Source organism: Fredinandcohnia quinoae, assembly GCF_022427965.1.
Lineage (GTDB): Bacteria > Bacillota > Bacilli > Bacillales > Bacillaceae_L > Ferdinandcohnia > Ferdinandcohnia quinoae.
Genome location: NZ_JAKTTI010000051.1, coordinates 1 through 22,014 on the forward strand (window position 1 = coordinate 1; position 22,014 = coordinate 22,014).

The following is a 22,014-nucleotide window of genomic DNA, read 5'->3' on the forward strand; positions in this document are numbered from 1 at the left end:
AGGGTTTCTTGTTCTATAGTTGGATAGATACGGAATTTGTATGCCTTGTTGATTAACATTGTTTTCACCTCACTTAAGGGGAATGTTTGTTCTAATTATACCATACGGAAACCACTTTGGCTACCGCCAACCGACATTCATCTCCTCCTTATCATTGAGCAGCTCCCATCAAATGATTGAAGAGGGAGTCTTCTGTCGGAAAATGATAAATTAAAATTGAAGGGTGTTAATATTGAACATATTATGGGATTTCGATGGAACATTATTTGATACGTATCCTGCTTATTCGAAAATATTTTCTCAGGTTTTAGAAGGAAAAGTGGATGAAAAGGAAATCTATAAACGATTGAAAGTTTCATTTTCACATGCGATTGATTACTACAAACTGACTAAAAGCCAAATCGATGAAATTGGTATTTTGGAAAGCAAGTTAACTCCAAATGATGTAAAGCCTTTTGAAAAAGTAGAAGAAATTTTAAAGTTTGCTAACAAAAATGTCATTATGACCCATAAAGATAGACATGGAGTTTTATCAATTTTAAAGCATTATGGTTGGGATAAATATTTTAGTGATATGGTTACAATTGATGATGGATTTCCCCGAAAACCTAATTCGTTATCATACCAATATTTGCACGAAAAACACAAGATCGATTTAGCAATTGGAGACAGAGAAATTGACCTTATCCCCGCAAAAGAATTAGGAATATCAACGTGTATATTTCAAAATAAAAGTAAGTTTGCGGACTACGAAATATCTGATTATTCAGATTTGACTAAGTTGATTAAATCAGCAATGTGAATGTATTGTTAGTAAACTTTCAAGGCTCCTGGAAAGTTGTTGGCAAGGTAGATGGATAGATATCGTTTTAACTTTATTCAGCAGAAGTCCCCCACTTCTATAAGTGGTGAGATGAATGCAAACCAGCTTCTAATTCAGTGGGGGTTCAAACCCCGACTGAATAAAGTTAAAGCCTCCGGCGGATGCCTCAGATTTTTAAAGGAAGCTTTTCGAGCAAGCTCGAAAAAATCTGGGCGCAAATACGCCAAGGCGCATTTGATTGAGATTTCATGAATAATAGATGGTTTAGTAAAATATATAAAGAATAAGTATGTTGATAGCCTGTTTGATTTCCTACTATGGTCTATAAGGTGCTGATTTTTTGTATAGGAATAGAAATGTGAATTTAGTCATTTTTTTGCTCTTTTGCCTACTTATTATTCTCATTGTTCATGTTATTGTTCATGTTAAAGTGTATGTGGTTTATAGTGCAAGTATTGGTTCCATTTTCATGATAGGATTAATCATTTTCCTTATGATATTACTCTACTTAAAAGGTTGATAATGTGGTATTAAAAATACAAAGGTGGATTGTATGATATCAACTTACAAATTGAATAGTCATAACTAGGGAGCATTTCTTTTTTTAGAGGAATGCTTATTTTTATTCCGATAAAAACATAACATTAAATAATAAAAATTTATTGTAAAACGATAAAAGATATGATAAATTCATATAGACAACAAATTTAGTGAGGTGTTTTTTATGAAACGAGTATCTACGCTCTTTTTAAAGATAGCTGTTATTCTTATAGGAATTCCAATTCTTGCATTGTGCATCTTCTTGGTGCCAGAGTTAGGGAATGTTGCGGAAGAAATGCTTCCGGATTTTGCTTATATAAAATATCTTGTTTCCATCGTGTTTTATGCATCGGCAATCCCTTTTTATTTTGCCTTGTATCAGGCTTTTAAACTTTTACGCTATATTGACAAGAATGAAGCTTTCTCGCAAATTTCTGTAACAGCTTTAATGAAGATAAAGTATAGTGCAATCATAATCAGCTGTTTACATGTGCTAGCATTGCCACTCTTCTATGTCTTTGCGGAGTTAGACGATGCGCCAGGAGTTATCTTTGTCGGATTGGTTGTTCCTTTTGCTTCGATGGTTATTGCAGTTTTTGCGGCTGTGCTCCAAAAACTTTTACAAGAAGCAATTGATATAAAATCAGAAAATGATTTAACGGTCTGAGGTGAAAACGATGGCGATTATTATCAATATTGATGTGATGTTGGCTAAAAGGAAAATGAGTGTTACAGAACTTTCGGAAAAGGTTGGAATTACTATGGCAAACCTTTCTATATTGAAAAATGGAAAGGCAAAAGCAATTCGGTTATCAACGTTAGAGGCAATTTGTAAAGCTTTAGAGTGCCAGCCTGGAGACATTTTAGAATATAGAAATGACGAAGAGACTAAAGAATAATAGAAGCAAAAGGTGCGTTGATCCAAGAAGGATTGACGCACCTTTTTGTTGAAGTTATTAAAAGGAACCTTTTTTGAAAATAGTTCTAAACTATAAGCAGAATAATGATGTATAAACAAATTTAGGAGGATAAAATGGACAATATTGATAAAAGAAATCGTTTAGACGAAGCCCCTTTTAATTATCGAGTGACGAAGAATAATGCAGTTTTTTTAGATTATTTTGGGAAACAAGTGAAAATCTTAAAAGGGAAAGAAGCAGTACAGTTTTTAAAGAAAGTAAATGCTGCCGAAAATGAAAAGGCAATCCAATTAATAATGGCAAAGATAACAGGGAATTTCAAAAGGGGAAATGAGCGTAATCATAACTCAGGAAGTTTCTAATAAGTGCGATCCTTCTATAGTGAAGATTGCTTTTTTTATATCAGGATTCGGCCGTGGTCAGTTTTAGTAATTTCCGAGTATAAATATTAATTGAAAATTAGGATTAAATTAACTATTATTTGTAACAAATTTCTATATAATAGATGTATTAGGTAGTGCTCAATTTTATAAGGTAAAAGATGGAGGCGAAATATTCGATGTCTAATGATAATGAAGTTTTATTAGATAAAGGAAAGAAAAATGAAACAAAAGTGAAAGTCGAAAGGAAGGACGGAGAACCGACAGGAGCTTTTAAAGGAGCTTCTTGGGCAGCGCTGTTAGTAGGTGTTGCAGCCTATCTTATCGGATTGTTTAACGCGTCGATGGAACTGAACGAAAAAGGGTATTACTTTGCAGTTTTAATCTTCGGACTCTATTCAGCTATATCTTTACAAAAAGCAGTTAGAGATAAAGATGAAGGAATACCAGTTACTAATATTTATTATGGGCTTAGCTGGTTTGCACTTATTGTTGCTATTTCATTAATGGCCATTGGTTTATACAATGCAGGAAGTATTGTATTAAGTGAAAAAGGTTTTTATGGTATGTCATTTGTTCTAAGTATATTTTCAGCTATTACAATACAGAAGAACATAAGAGATACGGAGAGGGCAAGAGAAAGAGATTGAGTAAAGAAGAGCCGAATTAAAATATTCGGCTTTTTTTCATAAAATTTAGGGGAAAACGCGTATGATTAATCGCGCATTGTCCCTGCTTCTCGAGAAGTCATAGCACCTTGTCCATTGTTAATATCTGTTTGAATGTCTTGTTTCACTTTTTGCGCATCGGTTCCAGCAAATTCAGGTTTTAATATAGAGTCTAGATTCTCTTTGTTATGCTGCTCCTGCTGCATACTAGACCTCCTCATTTTCTTAGTAAACAATTTTATTATGTACAACATGTACTTGGGAAATTCAGTGTATTTGAGCAAACATTGCCCTATGTAAAAGAGTGAGTAGAACATTTAATGATGTAATTGAAAAACCCCCCATATATGCCAAAAAAGGAAATGAACCATGGATATTAGAACTATAAAGAGTGAAGATGGCAAATGGTTTTGGAACATGTTTCAGGGGAATGGTCACAAGTAACATTTATCCCCTAGGTATAATAATTTATGGGGGAATCAAAATGAAAATTGCAAGACTTCTTCTATTATTATGTATCCTGTTTATATTTTTAGTTGGTTGTAGTAGCGCTACAGGTAATCCAACTCCGAAGGATTTTTTGAAGTACGACCATGCAGATATTTTTTTGCTTGATGACACTGTATTTTCCAATTCACAAGATATTGAATGGGTTACAGCATTGGATTATAAGTTGGGTGAGCAAATAGGTGAAATAGCCAATCAGGCGAATAAGGCATTCAAATTTAAAAATGGCACAGCGAATAAACTTCCAATTGGAACAAAGATATTTGAAACAGATACACCCGCATACATCGGCATTGTTGACGGAGAAAAAATCCCATATTTAAAAATGGTTGAAGGTTAATATGTTTTTCAATTAGACCAGCGAATAGAAGCTCATTACTTATTACGAAAGGATGCTTCTCCTTCAAGAAGGAAAAGTGCCCTTTTTGTTGAAGTTATTATACTAACGATGCTGGGTAGTTGAGTTATAGGATAATAGAGGTCGCATTAGAGACAATTAATGGGATAAAAACTAAGGAGGATCACAATGAACAAATTCAGTTTGTTTGGTAAATTCACAGTACTGGAAGGCGAACGTGACACAATGGTAGATATTTTGTTGGAAGCAGCAGAATCAATGAAGAATCTTGACGAATGTGAGATATATCTTGTAAATATTTCTGAAAGTGAACCAAATTCAGTTTATGTTTATGAAGTTTGGAGTAATGAAAGTGCACATCAAGCTTCACTAACTCTTGAAGATACACAATCATTAATTAGGCGTGCAAAATCAATTATTACTGGAATGGAAAGAATCAGCACCTTAAAAACAAGGGGAGGGAAGGGTATCTCAGCGAATTCTTATTAAACGATCGAAGTACTTGAACAGCAGTAATGTTCTTTTTCCTTCAAGTAACGAAGTAGGTGGCAGTCATGAAAATAATTGAAACAGAGCGACTATATTTAAGGGAATTAGTGTTAGCTGATACAAGGGAGTTATCAAAGGTTCTTTCTGACTCGGAATCGATGCAATACTATCCTGAGCCGTTTAGTATTGAAATGGTGGAAAAATGGATTAAATGGAATATTGATAATTACAAAAGATATAACCATGGGTTATGGGCAGTCATTTTAAAAGATGAAGAGAAATTAATTGGCGACTGTGGAATTACAATGCAAAAAATTGAAAATGAATCGGTACCAGAGATTGGTTTTCATATTGTTAAGAACTACTGGAATAAAGGATATGCAACAGAGGCTGCAGTAGCTTGTAAGGAGTATGCATTCCATGTTTTAAAATATCCAAAGGTGTACTCGTACACTGCAATTAAGAACTTTCCTTCACAAAGGGTAGCAAAGAAGATGGGAATGCGGACATTTAAAGTATTTGAGAAAAATGGAGAAAAACAAATAATTCAAGTAGCAACTAATATCGGGGTTTAACATATCACTGACATCATTTTTTAGAGGTAGCATTTGATCTAAGATTGATAGAGCCCTTTTTTGGATCCGTTTCCGCAAGGGGATAAAGGTATATTCAATAATAGGCTACAAGTATTGAGATTGTATTTCGACTATTAATCTGGATTTGTGAGGGAAAAATTAATGACAATTTTATCGTTCAAAGAGCCACCTATGTTAGAAGGGGAAAGAGTTAAGTTGCTACCATTGGAGTTTGAGCATGCTTCTAACCTTTTTGCTATTAATCATCAGGATATTTGGGCATTTATGCTTTTATAAGTTAGGAGTTTGCGAGGAGGGAATGTACGATGGCATTACTTGACCCAACAACATTTCCAGATTGGTTGCCACCACATTCATTAGAATGGTACAAGCAACTTAGTAATCTTCAAGATAAATACATATATTCTTGGAATTCTACGCTTACTGAGCCAAACGGAGAATCCATTTTTGATGAAGAAGTAGCTAAAATGATTCCAAATAAAAAAGTGTTGGATATTGGATGTGGTCACGGTGAGTTCACGCTTAAATGTGGTGGGGATGCTAAAGAAATTGTTGGCTTTGATGTAACAGATCATTTTGTAAGAGTTGGATTGGAAAATAAAAAGCCAAATGTATCTTTCGTTATTGGAAATACAAAGGATGGACTACCTTTTGAAAAGGATGAATTTGATTGTGCATATATTAGAAAAGGACCAACATCTGCATATCCTTTCCTCAAACAAGTGATAAAAAAAGGTGGGAAAGTTATTGGACTCCACCCTGGAGATGAACTGGGGAGAGAGCTCCCACTTCTATTTCCAAAGCTCTTTGAAATTACAAAAGGAACCCAAATCTTACATACTATTAAGCGAAGACTTGAGAGTAGTAATTGCTCTTATACTAGAATTGAGACAATAAATAGTATTGAATATATTAATTCCCCATTAGATGTACTTAAATTACGATGTTTTGGGCAGCATCCAACAATTTATGAAAAATTGAAAAATGAAAATCTCTCCGAAATATCGAGGATTTTTAAGCAAAATGCTACAGAGTATGGATTACCTATCACATTTTCCCGTTATATTGTTCGTGTAATTGTGTAATACCTGGATATTGAGCTAGTAGTTATGAAGGAGCTTATATCTTTATACCGAATAGAAAAAGTAAAGGGTAGACAAATAGGAGGGAAATTATGAGTAAGATAATAGATTATTATAATCAATTCGATGAGTGGGGAAGGCTTGACCGGGAACCGATTGAATTCCAGGTGAATTGGCACTATATAAAAAAATATTTGCCGAATACTGGGGTTGTGCTTGATAACGGTGCTGGCCCAGGGAAATATTCAATGGAACTTGCAAATGAGGGGTATATGGTAACACTAACCGATTTAACTCCTAGATTAGTAGAAATTGCAGAAAATAAAGCAAAAGAACTTGGGTTACATAGCCAATATAATGGTTTTTATGCAACCGATGCACGAAACCTTACTATGATAAAAGACGAACAGTACGATGCAGCATTAATGCTTGGGCCAATGTATCATCTACAAGAGGAAAATGATCGTGTTAAAGCTATACAGGAATTATCCAGAGTGACGAAAAAGAATGGTCTTGTTTTTGTTGCTTTTATGCCTAGAATTCGCCACATACTTACATCACTTTTATATCCTGAGCATTGGAAGCCAAATGATAATATGGATACCATTAATCAATTTTCACAAACAGGTTGCTTTAATCATGTAGATGAGGGTCGTTTTACAGGTGCGTACTATTTTAATATTGAGGACATCAAACCATTTATGGAGGACCAAGGATTCGAAACTTTGGAATTAATAGGTTCGAATGTGGGAGCTATCTTAAATAATGACAGTTGGAAATATTGGAGAGACAAGGGTGAAGAAGAGATGGGGAAGATGATCACTCTTATTAAGGAAAGAGCAGCAGATCCATATGTTCTTGGTATATCATCACATTTGTTATATATAGGTAGAAAAAAATAAAAAGGTACCAGATCGAGATTATGATGGTTATCTTATTTATCCTTATGAAACTGTGGATGGTCACGAAGGGGTAAATTTAACTTTTATATACAATAGAAGGGACCACATTTAATTTTAATCTTTGTAATCACAGTACTTTCATTCCTATGCAGCTGGTGGTGATTTTAATCAGGAAATAAATGCATTTTTTATAAAAATATTGTTTTTTACTGCGATTGAGTCTGAAGTATTGTTGGCTTTATTTGCAGCTTTAGTGGTTCTTGAAAGAGCATCAACAGCTAATAGGGCATCTAGTCTTATAAATGGGATAGCCATTATGTTACTTATTATATTTATAGATTCAAAAATATTAATTCTTGCTGATGACGTAATTAAACAGAGGGGAAGTTATTCGATTCTTAATAGTGTATTGTTGATGCTGATTATTTTTCGCTTAAGTAAGGATCATCTGAATAAAGCCACAGATCCTTTGAATAATACTCTGGTAGAAACATTGAAGAAAAATAAGTTTCACTTTTATTTTGTAAAACTTGGTCAAAAAAAACGAAGACTAAAATGTAAACAGATTTTCCTGTGACCCTTTTTGCTATATAAGATACTTCAACCATTGGTATTTGAGATGAAATTAGTAATTTCATCTCATCATTATTAGGAAAATGAGCTTAAATAAAGTACATAAATGCAGTAAAAAACAACATCACTTTCCCAATATGAATATCCCCACAAATAGGTTACCATTATAATATAAATCGATTTCCTGAAATTGGTTTAAATGTAATGAGAATGGGGATGAACAAATGAAGAGCACGTATTTTAGAAGTATCATTGTATCAATTGCATTAACTCTGTTTTTAACTAGTATTCTAGCAACTCCTAGCAAGGCATCTTCCATATCACCAAAAGATGAATTCACTATGTCTGACGCTTATCAACTTTTAGAAGAATACTACGAAATTAACGAAAAGGAAGCTAAGGAACTTCATAACGAAATGGTAAAAGCTCAAAAATATTACAAATATGACTCAAAAGGTGTGATCTACTTCGATGAGGAATTAGCATTAAAAAATAATGTAAGTAAATTTGTAGTTGGAGAAATTACTCATACAATGGATGCTATTGGAAAGGAAACTTTAGCAGAATTGAGTTTGACAGCAGCAACTTGCAAAGGATTAAGCCAATTCGACTCTCGAAATTCTAGATTTTTTGCAAATGATTGTCAATCTGATGATTTGGTAATTATTTTAGCAGCATCGGCTACAGCCCTTGGTATCGTAGGTCTACTGGCAACATTGTGGAACGTAGCTGTTGGGGTAGTCTATGGAGCAGCTAGTTTGTTATTCGCTTTTGGTGCTACAGTAGTAGGAGTAAGAAATAAAGGATGTGGAATATACGCTTACTGGTCTGGCCCAAATTACGGTATTTATTCGCAATCTTGTTGGTAAATAAGGAGGGAAAATGAGTAATAAACTTCATATGCCTAAAAATTATATACTTCCAAATATACTATTAATTTTAATGGCAGCTACTTTCTTAGTGATAGGATTACTACAAAATACATTGGAACAATTTTCGTTTTTTATAGGATTAACCTTTATTGTTATAGGAGTAGTAAACTGCATGTATTCAATCCTAGCAATAAAAGAGAAGAGAAGAGATAGAACTATCATCTTTCTAGTCCTAGCATTGACATTCTTTATTATGTCAGGAATATTTATCACATTAATTCAATAATATTCACGCTCGTCCATTACTGGCGGGCTTTTTTTGTCTAGGCAGTTTAAGGAACAATAGGAGAAACCTAAACAACATCATAAAAAACCTCTTCTGAAGATGAGGGTCCAACAAACATAAAGGTTAGAAGAAGGCGGCAACCCTGATTTTTGTAACTACCGTTGTGTAGCGTTTGGATAACCTTTCCACACCAAGTAACCTCTAAGTTTTGTAAAGCTTCATACCTGAATATTAAAGAATTTTATAAGATAAAAATTAACAAGATTAAATATGTTAAGATTTTGTAACTTATTCAACCAAAATTTTGAATTTATTACACAAGACAAGAGAAAAGAAGAGATGGATATCACACTATAATTAAAGAAAGAGCAGCAGATTCTTATATTCTTGGTACATCTTCACATTTTCTATACATAGTTAGAAAAAATAAGTGATAGCTAGCTTAGTTGAATACATCATTTTGCAACTTATGGATAAGTAAGATCGTCTAATAATTAGAGGATGTGTTTATGAAGAGTATTCTTTTATGTAATATCATGGCTGTTATTTTATTAGGGTGTCAGCAAAGTGCAATTCTTTCAGATGATCTTAATTAAAAAGAAGATACTGTGGGTTATATCCCTGTGGATGGCTTAGAGTATCACGAAGAAATCAACGGAATTGATAGAACCACGAGTGATTCAGAAAAATGGTTGAGAAGATTACAACTTAGTTTAATAATTAGTGAAGCTGCGGTTAAAGTAAGAAAGCACACTTAGACTTAATAGAACTTTGGGGTGATTACATGTATTGGAAAGTAAGAATTCCGTTATTATTATTTGTTTTAGGCACAATCTCTGGTCTTGTTCAAAAGCTTCCTGAAATATTTCAAGTAGATATATCGTATTTTTTAAGGAATATAGTCTTCATTGGTCTAATTGGAATAATCGTTACTATTTTAGAAATGACAAAGGTAAATGAAAAAAAGGTTCATTTTACTGTTGGCTTAGGTTTAATCATCCTCGGGATCTTGATTGATTATCTAATGGTTTAGTAGTATTGGAACTTTTGATTTATAAAAAAATCTTTAGGTAATCTTTATTGTGAAAGTCTGTTCATTGGGAGAGGGAAACATTGAACCGGATTGATTTTATTCGAAATGAAGAGAGAAAATATCATGATCATTGCTATGAACATTTTACATTATTTGAAGAAGGTTCTTGGTTATACAAGCCTGTGAAAACTGTCATGGATTTAATGCCTATGTTTATTAATAAAGAAAATATTAATGTCTTAGATTTAGGTAGCGGGGTTGGTAGAAATAGTATCCCGTTAGCAGAAGCGATAAAAGACAAACAAGGAAAAGTTATTTGCGTCGATCTACTAGATTCTGCATTAAGTAGATTGAGAGAATATAGCAAGAAATATGATGTTGAGGATGTCATCCGAACAGTAAAAGCAGATATCGGAAATTATGAAATCATTCCAAATGAGTATGATTTGATTATTGCGGTATCTGCTTTAGAACACGTTCGCTCAGAAATCATTTTTGAAAAGGTAGTTCACCAAATGGCAGATGGTACGAAGAATGGTGGAATAAATTGCCTTATCGTAAATTCTGAAGTTGAAGAGATTAATATAGAAACGAATGAAAAAATGGATGCACTTATGGAGGTAAACTTTTCAACAGAAACTATGATGAACAAGTTGAGCAGTATCTATACAGGGTGGGAAGTAATCAAAACAATCGTAAAACCGTTAGCATACAACATTACTAGAGGAGAGAGTAACGTATTATTAAAAACCAATGCAATAACCTTTGTTACGAGGAAAAATAAAGTTTCGATGTGTAATTAAAAAGTGTGTTTACCCTAAATGCAAAATCATCAAAAGGTTAAAGAAATAATCGATGTAAGATTACTAATGAAGTAATTGATTGTAATATAAATTATTAGGTAATAAAATATACAAAAGAAATAGATTTTGAAGGTAAATCAAAATCTATTCTTTTCCTTTTATTTGTGTTAACCAAATGCTTATGTTCTTTTAAATTTGTTTTTTACAAAATGTAAAATAGCAACCAATAAGCTAGCTATTCCCAAAGTCCGAAAGAATGAACTGTAGGTCACATTAAAAATGAATGATAGTAGAAATGAGATAATTGCAATTATCAAAAAAAAGAGAGGATAATTACTATTTTTTTGTTTAAAAAGAATATAAATCAGATGTGAGGTTAAAATAGTCCCTATTACCAACCCTAATCTTACAAGTATTTCCATGATAATATCCCCTCCATATTAATGTAACTTAAATTGCCCTATATGCTTTTTGAGCCTTAGTGTAATTCTTTCCATAAGAAAATAATGTAAGCGCTGCCCCAAAAGGTCCCACTTTAACTGCGGTTCCGACAATTTTCTTAATTAAGGACCAGCTAAGAAGCTTGCCACCTCTTAAAGCTTTAATTAAGTCATCTGCAAAACCTGCAATTCCAAATGTAATTAAATCAAGTTCGTCACTTTTAAGCCCATCCGCATAATGTGTAAAATCAATAAAGTTGCTATTTTTTTTACGTGTATTTTTGTAATATGGATTCTCTCCAGCCATTATTGCTTCAGATGAGCCATCACTAAAAATTCTATAACGGGTATCAGCGACGAGAGAACCACCAGACTTAGTCACATATCTAACTCCTAATGTACTGAATCCTGGTTCTCTTAATATAACATCAGCATCAATTTTTTCAAACTTTTTATCGTTATTTAAATTTAAACTATGAGCGTTGCCTGTGTCATCAGTAAATATAAATACAGTATCTGATACCGTGATAAGTTCGTTTTTGAAGTTATCTATTAAATTCTTCTTACCATCTTGTACTTCGTAGACTTTCACATGAATAGTAGTCTTATTTTTATTTTCTTTAACCTTCTCATGGTATTCTATTGTCTTTCCGTTTTCTTTAATCCTGTAAATTGATTCCTCATCAGTATCTTTTATAAAAGTAATTTCTTCTCCTTCCATTTTAAATGAGACCTCAGGCTGTTGAGCAGTAGCACTCAATGGGGTTAATACTGCAAATATTAACACAATGCACATTAAATGAATAAAACCTTTTTTCATATTATTCCCTCCTAATTATTTTACAAGGTAAATAATAACATGGGATATTTAGGCAGTAAACGGTATGTTATGATTATTCTTTAGATTGTGAAAATATAAAATATAGGTAAATTAGACTCATTCCTATATAAAAGAGTTTATTTTAACAACATGTAATGAAGAAAAGATAAAAATTAATTAACTAGTGTATCTCTATATTACTACTAAAATAATGCAACAAACTCACACGGTTATGCTGGAAATAGGTATTTTGTTGCACTCATTCTCTCTATAACTTTGAATTTGTTTTTGCTATTAATGGAAACACACTTTATGATTAAAAGAAAAGGGTGTTGTGTATAGGTTATTTGAATTTTTAAGTTATTTTTGTATAGGAGTAAAGAGCAGAGAAAAAGTAATCTTCAAATAGATTTATCTATTTCTTTTGTTGGTCCTATGAGATAATCTCTTAAATTATATTTAAGGAGCTTTTTATATCCAAAAGGGAAAAGTAAGAATTATGAAAGAAATGAGAACAACGAATGGATAGATCCAAAAATACTGATTCTTACTGATGAAGTAAATTTGTACTTTCACATTCAACAAATATTAAGGAGTTATGTAATTTACAACGAAAGCATCGCTCCGATTTAATTAACATTCGTTCCATGACAAAGAGTATCCTTTCTCTGTTGGTTGGTATTGCTTTGAAAGAAAAATACATAAAAACAATTGATAAACCGATTCATTATTTTTTTCAAACGCCCCTGAAAATATATCTATTAGAGACTTACTTACAATGAGTTCTGGGTTCGATATGGATGATAAAGATTTGCTTGGATTTATCACAAGTAGTAAAGATTGGGTGAACGATATATTAAAACTTCCTATTGTACATAAAGGGAAATTTAGATATAAGGGAGTCGATTATCATCTTCTTTCTGCAATTCTAAGCAAGACAACTGGTCTTAATGCATTAAATTATGCTCAGTTGAAGCTATTTTCACCACTAGTAATAAATGAATATGAGTGGGAAAGTGATCCTCAAGATGTAACATTTGGGAGTACAGGCTTAAAGATATCATTCAATAGTTTAATTATACTGTCTGAACTCCTTTTAGCTAACGGTATTGAAAATAAAAATGAGATTATACCAGAAAGTTGGATACATGAATCAACGACTAATGGAATCACTACGAATTATCATTACGGTAATTATGGATATGGTTGGTGGATCAAATCCTATAAAGGCAATCAAATTTATCGGGCATTGGGTTCAGGAGGGCAGCAAATGCTTATATGTCCACAAAAAAATATATCAATAATTGTAACTGCTGATGCTAAAAGATTTAATGCTATCGAGAGTGAAATATTATCATGTGACATTATGGAGATCATCACTATTTAAATCAAGCACTAGAGGTGAAGGTAATGGATGATAATTTAGAAAAAGCAATTGATTTACGGAAGAGCGGGAACTACAAAGAGTCTAACGAAGTACTTTTGAACTTGGTACAACAGTACTCTAATAATGCTTCGCTTAACTATCAATGTGCGTGGAGTTATGACTTATTAGGAGAAGAAGCGAAAGCAGTCCCCTTTTATGAGCATGCAATCAAATTAGGGCTGCCGCGAAAGGAATTGGAAGGAGCATTATTGGGATTAGGCAGTACCTATCGAACATTAGGGGAATATGAAAAATCAAAAGATATATTTCTGAAGGGAATCGAATTATTCCCTACTAATCGAGCGATTCAAACATTCTATGCAATGACCTTATATAATTTGAAGGAACATAGTAAAGCGATGGAAGTATTACTAAAATGCTTAACAGAAACGACTGAAGACCCTGAAATAATTAGTTATAAAAGAGCAATTGAGTTCTATTCTGATAAGCTAGATGAAATATGGGAGTAGATTTTTTAATATATTGATGGTGTTATGGCCATATTTAGAAAATACGGTCAATAAATCTGAAATACGGTCATTATTTTGAAAATACGGTCGTAAAATTAAAAATTCGGCCGTTATTTAAGATTTACGGTCGTTAGCAATAAGTTCACTATATGTGAGGGAAAGGAACTATAGAACGTGAAAAGGCCAACTATTTATTCGTAATTAGAGACAATGTGGAGTCTAATGCTGTTATTCAAAGAATTGTTCATATTTCTAAGGGCTCATGATCATATAATGAAATGTGAAGACTTTGAATAAGAATCAAATTAATAAACTAAAATCCTGGATAATTCATCAATTCCAAATTCGTATTTCAATAGGGGGTTGAAAAATGAAGGTTTCCCGTTGGTGCTATTTGGGTGCATTGTTTATCTATATTTTAAGTTTTATATCTAGCTTTTCGATTGGATTATATCTATTATTTGGAGCAGTTATACTTTTGTTATTTGGGTTGGCAATATCCTTTAAATTACTAAGTAAAGATATGAGTCTATTTATTCTGATTGGTGTTTCTATTGTAATCTGTGCTGTTTCAACTGTTAGTTGGTATCTCTTGGTTCATAATGTTGATGACTATTATATTTTTTATCCTTTTACATTTTTAGTATAATTCGTTAAATAAGGTGATCACGGGGGAATTATGGATACATTATTAAATGATATTGCAAAATTTATAAGAGATAAAAATCAAAAAATAATCATAGGGATTTCGGGCCATGGTGCTTCTGGAAAGACAACGTTCGCAAATAATCTATTGAAACTTCTGGAAACCAATGATGTGAATTACTTGAATACGGATCCATATATTATTGGTTCGACTATTAGGAAGTTCGCGGCTATAAACTATGAATATATGAATGAAAATCATCACTATAAAATGACAGCCTGCCATCCGGCTGCTCACAATCTAACAGCTCTAGAAAGAGATATTATGATGATAAGGGATGGTTTAGATTTTTATACAATTGATGCGCATTATAGTAAGAGTACCTTAATTTCTTCAAAAAATCAGGTGAATATTATAGAAGGCATGAGTGTTGCCTTTATTAATCCAAATTTATTTGATTTAAAAATCTACCTATATACGGATGGAGAAACCGAGTTAATGAGGAGATCTATTCGTGACGTTTCTGAAAGAGGAACAGAGATGACTTACTTAAGAAAATCCCATGACGAACGAAGAATTCAATATGATGTATTCATGCATCCATATCATCGGAATTTTGATATTGTAATAAGAAATTCTAATGAAGGATATTTACTAGAAAAATGTGATTTTAATAAAATGTGAAAAACTGTACTTTACGGTTAATGAAATAATGAACAGATATTGGGGGGATCTTGTATGAAAAAAACCTTCATTTTATTAATAGCATGTTTGTTAATTCATACAGCCTCCGCTAATGCTCTATCCTGGGCATATTGGTTTGTAGTACATAACGGAAAGGTTTATGAGGTAAAAGAGGATATCCCTCTTAATAAGGAAGAGTTAGACGGTGTAATTGGAAAGGTTGAAACAAAAGCAGATGAATATAGTGGCAAGTATTCTGGAAATGCTTCTAATTATTATGAAATTGGCACACGCTATTATGAAATAGCCAAAGTTTCTAAAAGTGAAGCAATTGCTGTTGAAATACAACCGAACAAATATGTAAAAGCCGACTATGTTCACGATTCACCTTCCCAAATAAAAAATATTATATTTAACATGAATACTTGGGTTATCCTTGGTATCGGCTTCATTATTTTTCTTACAATTGTTGTAGTTAAATCAGAACAAAGTTAGGTGTCCGAGCCGACTGGTTTTAATGAACCAGTCGGTTTTTGGTTTTAGAGCGAGAAAAATGATGTATAAACATAAAAATGCGATGATCCATGGAGGATTATCGCTTATTTTAGTTGAAGTTTTGTAAATGAGGCGGTCTTATGATTACGGTCATTATTTTTGAAATACGGTCGTTAAAATAAAAATACGGTCATTATTTCGAAAATACGGCCGTTATCTAAAATTTACGGTCGTTAGCGCCTAGGACATGATAAATTTAAATTTATTTTACAAAAACACACATAAGAACGTATATTCGTGTTAAGATTCTAGTGAGGGGTGTATAAATGGATATTAAAGCGCGTATGGAGCATTATAATGTACCTGGTTTAAGTATTACCTTAATTGAAGGTGGTCAAATCAGTTTAACAGAAAATTACGGATTACTTGAGGGAGGAAGCAATAAAGACGTGAAAACTAATTCACTTTTTAATGCTTGTTCGATAAGTAAATATCTAACTGGGATACTTGTTATGAAATTATCTGACCAAGGTCTTCTAGATTTAGATGAGGATGTAAACAACCGACTTGTATCTTGGAAGGTACCTGTCAATGAATTTACGAAAAATAAGAGAGTAACATTACGCAACTTACTTAGTCATCAATCTGGGATTATAGATCCTAGAGATAGTTTTACTGAACTTAATCCGAATATTAGTATTCCTTCAATGATTGAACTACTAAATGGAAAAACTTCTTATTGTAAGGAGCCTATTGAGGTAAAGTATGAGCCAGGAAGCGAATTTCACTATTCAGATGCGGGTTTTTGTATCATTCAGATACTGATTGAAGATGTTACCAAAAAACCTTTTTCACAAATTGTGAACGAATTCATATTTGAACCATTAAAAATGGTAAATAGTACATTTGATGTTAAAATATCAGATACAAAAATAGAAAACTATTCTTGTGGACATAACAAAAATGGTGAATTAGTAGAGGGAAATTATCCAATATATCCTTATCCAGCAGCCTCTGGACTATGGACAACATCTTCAGAATTAGCTTTATTGGTTCTTGAATTAATGAATACTTTAAAAGGGGAAAGTACGATTGGAATATCTGCAAGTAAAGCTAAGGAAATGCTACAACCACAGGGAGGTAGGGAGTGGACTGGACTAGGTGTATTTTTAAATGGTGCAGGCAAAGAACTAGAAATCTCATCTCTAGGTTGGGGAGTAGGCTATCAGTGTATGATGGCAGCTTTCCCTCATTTAGAGAAAGGTGTGATCATCATGACGAATGCGGAATTAGGAGTACATCAAAAGGAAGGAATCATCGGTGAAATATATCAATCCCTATCATATTAAAGAGAAACGTAATAACATTCGGTACGCACATTTAAACACGTGCAAAAATGTGCGTCCGATGAATTTTTACGTTTAGATTAAATCGTAACGACAATATTTGTTTGATATATAGTTTAGTTTATTTTATAGGTTGACAGCAAAGATTACCTTCGCCTTTTTCAAGAGCAGATTTTAAGCTACTCAGAACACCTGCCCAAGCCATTTGATGCCCTTCAATTGCCTCTTTCCAGTTATCATGATCTTTAAATCCAGTATGTTCAACAACAACTTTGGTGGAGTTTGTGGTTACTGATTCAAAACGCACTGTGACCGCAGTTAATTCATTTTCATTATTCATAATTGATTCAAATTGATCTGGACCTTTCCAAGTGAATCGTAATTCTTCTCCATCAACAAGATTAATGATCTTGCAACCTTTTGTATTCATTTCAGTTTTGTTCCCAGGAATAAAATAAAGTTCATACGCCCCGCCATCTTGTGCTTCTATTACTGTTTCAGGAGCAAACCATTCTGAAACTCGTTCAGAGATAGTCCAAGCATACCAAACTAAATCTAAAGGTGCTTGAACTGTAACTTCATTCGTAATTGTTTTATCATTTGTAGTGGTTGTCAAAATAAATCCTCCTTCAATATATTTTTACATTAGAATAATAGCATTAATAAATAATTAAATAAAGAATATTCCGACAAAAAATTTAAGTACTTAACAAACAATGAATGGACCCATTGAGAGTTATTTTATTTTAATAAAAGGAAACTAATATGCCACTTAGTACGTATATTATTTAGTTGGAAAAATTATGTTGAGGTTATTAAATGAATGGAAACCTAACCATGAAAGGAGATGTTTTTGTAGCGACTAGAAAAGGGAAGTTGCTTCAGTAGTACATATATTTTGTGAGTCACTCTAATATGAGGGTCCGTAAATCAAAGAAGGATTACTATTCTTTTTTGTAGAATTCTTATTAGTATGTGTGGGGAAGTAGGTAATAATTCTCTAGGATTACCCGAAGCTTAATCGGAAATTCTAATTGTTAGTGAAACCTTTACACGAAACTTTTTAGATATAGATAGGAGAGAAGTGGATGGAATCACTTTGGCTAGAGTATGCTTGGGCATTGTTAATATTGATTGGATTGGAAGGATTGTTATCTGCAGATAATGCCCTTGTACTAGCAGTTATAGCAAAGAATTTACCTGAAGATCAGAAGAAAAGAGCAATAAACTATGGGATTATTATGGCCTTCGCATTCCGATTTGCGGCACTTTTTGCAATTTCTTTTATTGCAAATGTCTGGCAAATTCAGGCGATAGGAGCAGCTTATCTTCTTTACCTAGGATTAAAGCATGTCATTCAGGCAAAGATCGGAAAAGATAAGAGTAAACATAAGGATGATGAAAAGGAAACTAGTGGTTTCTGGCCAACAGTAGGGAAAATTGCATTAGCTGACCTCGCTTTTGCGATTGATTCGATATTAGCCGCGGTTGCACTTGCGCTTGGTCTTCCGGATTCACCGCTTGGAGATTTCGGTGGTATGGATGGAGGGCAATTTATTGTTGTTCTTCTTGGAGGGATAGCTGGCCTTGTTTTGATTAAGTTTGCAGCTACTTGGTTTGTGAAGCTACTTGAAAAACGTCCAGCATTGGAAACAACAGCATACGCAATTGTTGCTTGGGTCGGTGTCAAGCTTGCTGTCATTACCCTTGCCCATGAGGATATTGGCATATTAGATCACGATTTCCCACATGGGACCCTTTGGACATTAATCTTCTATGGGGTATTGATTGCCATTGCCCTAATTGGTTGGTTCGCACCGAGTAAAAAGTCAATTCGATAAAGGAAACCCGATGATTGGCGATCCATATGTGAAAAGTCAAAGGCATTCGATTGAAAGCCTAATATCTAAATAACAATGTAATGAACTAGTCAGATTAGTGACCTACATCCATAAACAATGGCTTTATAAAAAAATCAGCTACACAATGGTAGCTGATTTTACTATGCTTGTTCAACAATGATTTCATTATGGAAGTTTTGGAAGCTGTCAACCAAGATGTTGAGATGCTCAAGCTGTTCTGAGTATTCAAGCAAAGATGAAACAAGAGTCATGATCTGATACCAATTTTCTTGCTTTTCTTGGTTGTTAGGAGCTTGATTCTCTAAAAACATATCAATGACTTTTTTACGATCAAAAGAAAAGTCTATTTGTAACTCATTAGGTGCTTGCGGCTTCACTTTTCCAATAAATTTCAGTAAGATCTGTTCATGATGGTGGATGAGATCTTCAATTTCTTTAATGACAAGCTGTTGAAAGTCAATGGGCATATCGTGTAATTCGTTTTCATGTCTGTGTAATCTTTTTAATGTATCTAATGCCCGATTCGTACTAATAATCATTTGTCTATAGAGGACAAGCTTTCGTGACTTTTCAAATTTATTTCTTTTAAAATAGTTTCTTTCTTCCTTATATAATAGAAATAACTGATCAATTTGGATAATATGTTCCTTAATTTTATCAATATCATCTTTTAACGTATTATACTCTGATGCATGTCTCACGCTCATACGAATCCATTTGAAGATTTCCTGGGTTTCCTCAACGATTTTATCATAGAGCTTTTTCTCATACTTTGGTGGTAGAAAAACAAGATTTACGACAAATGCTGATAGGATACCTAGTAAAATTGCTGAAAATCTGAGCAAAGCGAACTGAAAGAATTGATCACTTGGGCTTTCCATAATCGCAATTACTGTCACGATCGCAACCGAGATGGTCTTTTCAATTTTGAGCTTTAAGATTAATGCAATTACGATGATAACTGTTAATCCTACAATAAATGGATTATTGCCAAGATACATTCCAACTACGATGGCAAAAATGGCCCCGATGATATTTGCCTGCACTTGTTCAATTACCGTTAAATAAGAACGGTAAATTGAAGGCTGGATCGCAAACACTGCAGCGATTCCTGCAAATACAGGAGAGGGCAATCCAATTGAATATCCTAAAAAAAGAGCTAATGTAATGGCTATCCCCGTTTTGAAAATGCGGGCACCGAATTTCATTTTATAAATTCCTTTCTTCCTAACATATAATGACTAATAATGTACTATACATTGATTTTTTTCATGAATCAAGAGATATTTGTCCAAGGCAAACCCTTACAACTAAAATATAAATAAGTTGTCAAAATTATGCCATGAAAAAGGGCGCTAACTGAATGAGTTTTTGTAAGACTAGGTACGAAGTTGGAACCATTTCTGAATATACGGTCATTAATTTATAAATACGGTCGTTATTCAAAAAATACGGACGTTAATTCAAATTTACGGGCGTTAATCAAAAAATACAGTCATAAGCAATTTATCGCCTCAAAAAATAAAAGCACGCTGGGAATTCCCAGACGTGCATTAACAAACATCTATTTTAAATTTTTAAATGCATATTCAACAGCTTTGAGTGTTTCTTGAATATCTTCTTCTGAATGTGCGATAGTTAAGAACCATGCTTCGTATTTTGATGGAGCAAGGTTAATGCCTTGGTGCAGCATTAGTTTGAAGAATTTCGCAAACATTTCTCCGTCAGTATTTTCCGCTTGTTCATAATTGACGATTTTTTCATTTGTAAAATAAATCGTGAATGCACCTTTTAAACGATTAATGGTAATCGGAATTTGATAGGTTGCAGCATGCTTTAAAATACCTTCTTCAAGTATTGCGGCTAACTTGTCCAATCGATCGTACAAGCCTTCTTCTTGAAGTACCTCTAAACAGGCAATCCCTGATAGCATTGAAGCAGGATTTCCAGCCATTGTTCCAGCTTGGTATGCAGGTCCGAGTGGTGCAACCTGTTCCATGATTTCCTTTTTACCGCCATAAGCACCGATTGGAAGTCCGCCCCCAATGATTTTACCCATCGCAGTTAGGTCTGGTTGAATACCTAGCAGATCCTGTGCACCACCATACATGAAACGAAAGGCGGTAATTACTTCATCAAAAATCAGTAAAGCACCAGCTTTATGTGTTAATTCCTTCACTTGTTCTAGAAAGCCTTCCTTAGGTTCAACAATTCCAAAGTTACCGACAATAGGTTCGATCATAACTGCTGCGATTTCATTACCCCATTTTGCAAGTGCTTCTTTCAATGGTTCAATTTCATTAAATGGAACTGTAATGACTTCTTGGGCAATACTTTTCGGAACACCGGCAGAATCTGGCGTACCAAGAGTAGAAGGACCAGAGCCAGCAGCTACAAGTACTAAATCTGAATGACCATGATAGCAGCCTGCAAATTTAATAATCTTTGTCCGATTTGTGTATGCACGTGCTACTCGGATTGTTGTCATGACTGCTTCAGTCCCCGAATTTACAAAACGTACCTTGTCCAGTCCAGGCATTGCTTTCTTTAGCATTTTTGCAAATTTAACTTCATGTGGTGTAGGTGTACCGTAAAGCACTCCTGTTTCTGCTGCTTTCGTAATGGCTTCAGTAATATGTGGGTGAGCATGTCCAGTAATAATCGGGCCGTATGCTGCGAGATAATCAATGTATTTGTTCCCATCAACATCCCAAAAATAGGCACCCTTCGCACGTTCCATTACAACAGGAGCGCCACCTCCAACTGCTTTGAAAGAACGAGACGGACTATTTACACCGCCAACAATATGTTCTAATGCTTCATTATGTAATTCTTGAGATTTCGTGAAATTCATTTAGGTTGCCTCCAATTTTAAAAAGATCCACTTCTAATAGTAGCATGAATGGATTATAAGTTGAACTACTCACCACTTAACACTCTTACAGGTTGTTTGAAGTGGGAGATTCCTAAGTACGGAAGCCTTTTGGCTTCTA

Annotated in this window: 28 protein-coding genes and 1 pseudogene; 23 read left to right on the top strand and 6 right to left on the bottom strand. The window is 33.6% G+C overall.

Features of this window, described 5'->3' with window-relative positions:
• Positions 1 to 59 (bottom strand): helix-turn-helix domain-containing protein (locus MJG50_RS22425; protein ID WP_431307309.1); only part of this gene is annotated, 59 nt, incomplete at its 3' end.
• Between the two features lie 173 nt (positions 60 to 232).
• Between MJG50_RS22425 and MJG50_RS20390 the strand changes: the two genes are divergently transcribed.
• The 5 genes from MJG50_RS20390 (at position 233) to yiaA (ending at position 3,313) form a co-directional block, all read left to right on the top strand.
• Positions 233 to 802 (top strand): HAD-IA family hydrolase, encoded by a 570-nt coding sequence (locus MJG50_RS20390; RefSeq protein ID WP_240257621.1) that lies wholly within the window; start codon positions 233 to 235, stop codon positions 800 to 802.
• 745 nt (positions 803 to 1,547) lie between these two features.
• Positions 1,548 to 2,030 carry a DUF2975 domain-containing protein gene (locus MJG50_RS20395; protein ID WP_240257622.1) on the top strand — a complete coding sequence of 161 codons (483 nt, stop codon included), beginning with the start codon at positions 1,548 to 1,550 and terminating at the stop codon, positions 2,028 to 2,030.
• 10 nt (positions 2,031 to 2,040) lie between these two features.
• Positions 2,041 to 2,262: a helix-turn-helix domain-containing protein gene (locus MJG50_RS20400; protein WP_240257623.1), complete on the top strand. Its 222-nt coding sequence runs from the start codon at positions 2,041 to 2,043 to the stop codon at positions 2,260 to 2,262.
• 134 nt (positions 2,263 to 2,396) lie between these two features.
• On the top strand, positions 2,397 to 2,645 hold the full coding sequence (locus MJG50_RS20405) for a hypothetical protein (RefSeq protein WP_240257624.1): 249 nt from the start codon (positions 2,397 to 2,399) through the stop codon (positions 2,643 to 2,645).
• A 197-nt stretch (positions 2,646 to 2,842) separates the two neighbouring features.
• Positions 2,843 to 3,313 carry an inner membrane protein YiaA gene (yiaA, locus tag MJG50_RS20410; RefSeq protein WP_240257625.1) on the top strand — a complete coding sequence of 157 codons (471 nt, stop codon included), beginning with the start codon at positions 2,843 to 2,845 and terminating at the stop codon, positions 3,311 to 3,313.
• A 65-nt stretch (positions 3,314 to 3,378) separates the two neighbouring features.
• On the opposite strand, the gene MJG50_RS20415 is transcribed toward yiaA, so the two are convergent.
• A complete protein-coding gene (locus tag MJG50_RS20415) occupies positions 3,379 to 3,537 on the bottom strand; it encodes a hypothetical protein (protein ID WP_240257626.1) in 159 nt (52 codons plus the stop codon).
• Positions 3,538 to 3,815: 278 nt separating this feature from the next.
• Between MJG50_RS20415 and MJG50_RS20420 the strand changes: the two genes are divergently transcribed.
• The 11 genes from MJG50_RS20420 to MJG50_RS20465 all read left to right on the top strand — a co-directional run bounded on the left by MJG50_RS20420 (position 3,816) and on the right by MJG50_RS20465 (position 10,832).
• A complete protein-coding gene (locus MJG50_RS20420; protein WP_240257627.1) occupies positions 3,816 to 4,178 on the top strand; it encodes a hypothetical protein in 363 nt (120 codons plus the stop codon).
• 186 nt (positions 4,179 to 4,364) lie between these two features.
• Entirely contained in the window at positions 4,365 to 4,685 is a 321-nt protein-coding gene (locus MJG50_RS20425; protein ID WP_240257628.1) for a putative quinol monooxygenase, read from the top strand.
• 65 nt (positions 4,686 to 4,750) lie between these two features.
• The gene (locus MJG50_RS20430) at positions 4,751 to 5,260 is read left to right on the top strand and encodes a GNAT family N-acetyltransferase (RefSeq protein WP_240257629.1); all 510 of its coding nucleotides are present in this window, start codon (positions 4,751 to 4,753) and stop codon (positions 5,258 to 5,260) included.
• A gap of 162 nt (positions 5,261 to 5,422) precedes the next feature.
• Positions 5,423 to 5,557, top strand: a complete 135-nt coding sequence (locus MJG50_RS22240) for a hypothetical protein (RefSeq protein ID WP_275695699.1) — start codon at positions 5,423 to 5,425, stop codon at positions 5,555 to 5,557.
• Positions 5,558 to 5,586: 29 nt separating this feature from the next.
• Positions 5,587 to 6,366, top strand: coding sequence for a class I SAM-dependent methyltransferase (locus tag MJG50_RS20435; RefSeq protein WP_240257630.1), 780 nt, complete (start codon positions 5,587 to 5,589; stop codon positions 6,364 to 6,366).
• An 89-nt stretch (positions 6,367 to 6,455) separates the two neighbouring features.
• Positions 6,456 to 7,265, top strand: coding sequence for a class I SAM-dependent methyltransferase (locus tag MJG50_RS20440; protein ID WP_240257631.1), 810 nt, complete (start codon positions 6,456 to 6,458; stop codon positions 7,263 to 7,265).
• 196 nt (positions 7,266 to 7,461) lie between these two features.
• Positions 7,462 to 7,842 carry a lipid II flippase family protein gene (locus MJG50_RS22245; protein ID WP_345893257.1) on the top strand — a complete coding sequence of 127 codons (381 nt, stop codon included), beginning with the start codon at positions 7,462 to 7,464 and terminating at the stop codon, positions 7,840 to 7,842.
• 220 nt (positions 7,843 to 8,062) lie between these two features.
• Positions 8,063 to 8,707 carry an AAA family ATPase gene (locus MJG50_RS20450; RefSeq protein ID WP_240257632.1) on the top strand — a complete coding sequence of 215 codons (645 nt, stop codon included), beginning with the start codon at positions 8,063 to 8,065 and terminating at the stop codon, positions 8,705 to 8,707.
• A gap of 31 nt (positions 8,708 to 8,738) precedes the next feature.
• A complete protein-coding gene (locus MJG50_RS20455) occupies positions 8,739 to 8,996 on the top strand; it encodes a hypothetical protein (RefSeq protein ID WP_240257633.1) in 258 nt (85 codons plus the stop codon).
• A 784-nt stretch (positions 8,997 to 9,780) separates the two neighbouring features.
• On the top strand, positions 9,781 to 10,029 hold the full coding sequence (locus MJG50_RS20460) for a hypothetical protein (RefSeq protein WP_240257634.1): 249 nt from the start codon (positions 9,781 to 9,783) through the stop codon (positions 10,027 to 10,029).
• Between the two features lie 80 nt (positions 10,030 to 10,109).
• Entirely contained in the window at positions 10,110 to 10,832 is a 723-nt protein-coding gene (locus MJG50_RS20465) for a class I SAM-dependent methyltransferase (protein ID WP_240257635.1), read from the top strand.
• Between the two features lie 450 nt (positions 10,833 to 11,282).
• On the opposite strand, the gene MJG50_RS20470 is transcribed toward MJG50_RS20465, so the two are convergent.
• Positions 11,283 to 12,092: a hypothetical protein gene (locus MJG50_RS20470; RefSeq protein ID WP_240257636.1), complete on the bottom strand. Its 810-nt coding sequence runs from the start codon at positions 12,090 to 12,092 to the stop codon at positions 11,283 to 11,285.
• A 748-nt stretch (positions 12,093 to 12,840) separates the two neighbouring features.
• Here MJG50_RS20470 and MJG50_RS20475 point away from each other — a divergent pair.
• The 6 genes and pseudogenes from MJG50_RS20475 to MJG50_RS20500 form a co-directional block, all read left to right on the top strand.
• Positions 12,841 to 13,479, top strand: a pseudogene (locus tag MJG50_RS20475) (serine hydrolase domain-containing protein); the annotation flags it as partial.
• Positions 13,480 to 13,502: 23 nt separating this feature from the next.
• The gene (locus tag MJG50_RS20480; protein ID WP_240257638.1) at positions 13,503 to 13,988 is read left to right on the top strand and encodes a tetratricopeptide repeat protein; all 486 of its coding nucleotides are present in this window, start codon (positions 13,503 to 13,505) and stop codon (positions 13,986 to 13,988) included.
• 370 nt (positions 13,989 to 14,358) lie between these two features.
• Positions 14,359 to 14,637 carry a hypothetical protein gene (locus tag MJG50_RS20485; RefSeq protein WP_240257639.1) on the top strand — a complete coding sequence of 93 codons (279 nt, stop codon included), beginning with the start codon at positions 14,359 to 14,361 and terminating at the stop codon, positions 14,635 to 14,637.
• A gap of 30 nt (positions 14,638 to 14,667) precedes the next feature.
• On the top strand, positions 14,668 to 15,318 hold the full coding sequence (locus tag MJG50_RS20490) for a uridine kinase family protein (protein WP_240257640.1): 651 nt from the start codon (positions 14,668 to 14,670) through the stop codon (positions 15,316 to 15,318).
• A 54-nt stretch (positions 15,319 to 15,372) separates the two neighbouring features.
• A complete protein-coding gene (locus MJG50_RS20495) occupies positions 15,373 to 15,813 on the top strand; it encodes a hypothetical protein (RefSeq protein ID WP_240257641.1) in 441 nt (146 codons plus the stop codon).
• 326 nt (positions 15,814 to 16,139) lie between these two features.
• Complete coding sequence (locus MJG50_RS20500; protein ID WP_240257642.1) at positions 16,140 to 17,162, top strand: serine hydrolase domain-containing protein; 1,023 nt, start codon at positions 16,140 to 16,142, stop codon at positions 17,160 to 17,162.
• A 118-nt stretch (positions 17,163 to 17,280) separates the two neighbouring features.
• Here MJG50_RS20500 and MJG50_RS20505 read toward each other — a convergent pair whose 3' ends face one another.
• A complete protein-coding gene (locus tag MJG50_RS20505) occupies positions 17,281 to 17,775 on the bottom strand; it encodes an SRPBCC family protein (protein WP_240257643.1) in 495 nt (164 codons plus the stop codon).
• Positions 17,776 to 18,247: 472 nt separating this feature from the next.
• Between MJG50_RS20505 and MJG50_RS20510 the strand changes: the two genes are divergently transcribed.
• Positions 18,248 to 19,000, top strand: a complete 753-nt coding sequence (locus MJG50_RS20510) for a TerC family protein (RefSeq protein ID WP_240257644.1) — start codon at positions 18,248 to 18,250, stop codon at positions 18,998 to 19,000.
• A 161-nt stretch (positions 19,001 to 19,161) separates the two neighbouring features.
• On the opposite strand, the gene MJG50_RS20515 is transcribed toward MJG50_RS20510, so the two are convergent.
• Together MJG50_RS20515 and MJG50_RS20520 are read right to left on the bottom strand one after the other, a co-directional pair.
• Entirely contained in the window at positions 19,162 to 20,229 is a 1,068-nt protein-coding gene (locus tag MJG50_RS20515; protein WP_240257645.1) for an FUSC family protein, read from the bottom strand.
• 356 nt (positions 20,230 to 20,585) lie between these two features.
• Positions 20,586 to 21,875, bottom strand: a complete 1,290-nt coding sequence (locus tag MJG50_RS20520; RefSeq protein ID WP_240257646.1) for a glutamate-1-semialdehyde 2,1-aminomutase — start codon at positions 21,873 to 21,875, stop codon at positions 20,586 to 20,588.
• Between the last annotated feature and the right edge of the window lie 139 nt (positions 21,876 to 22,014).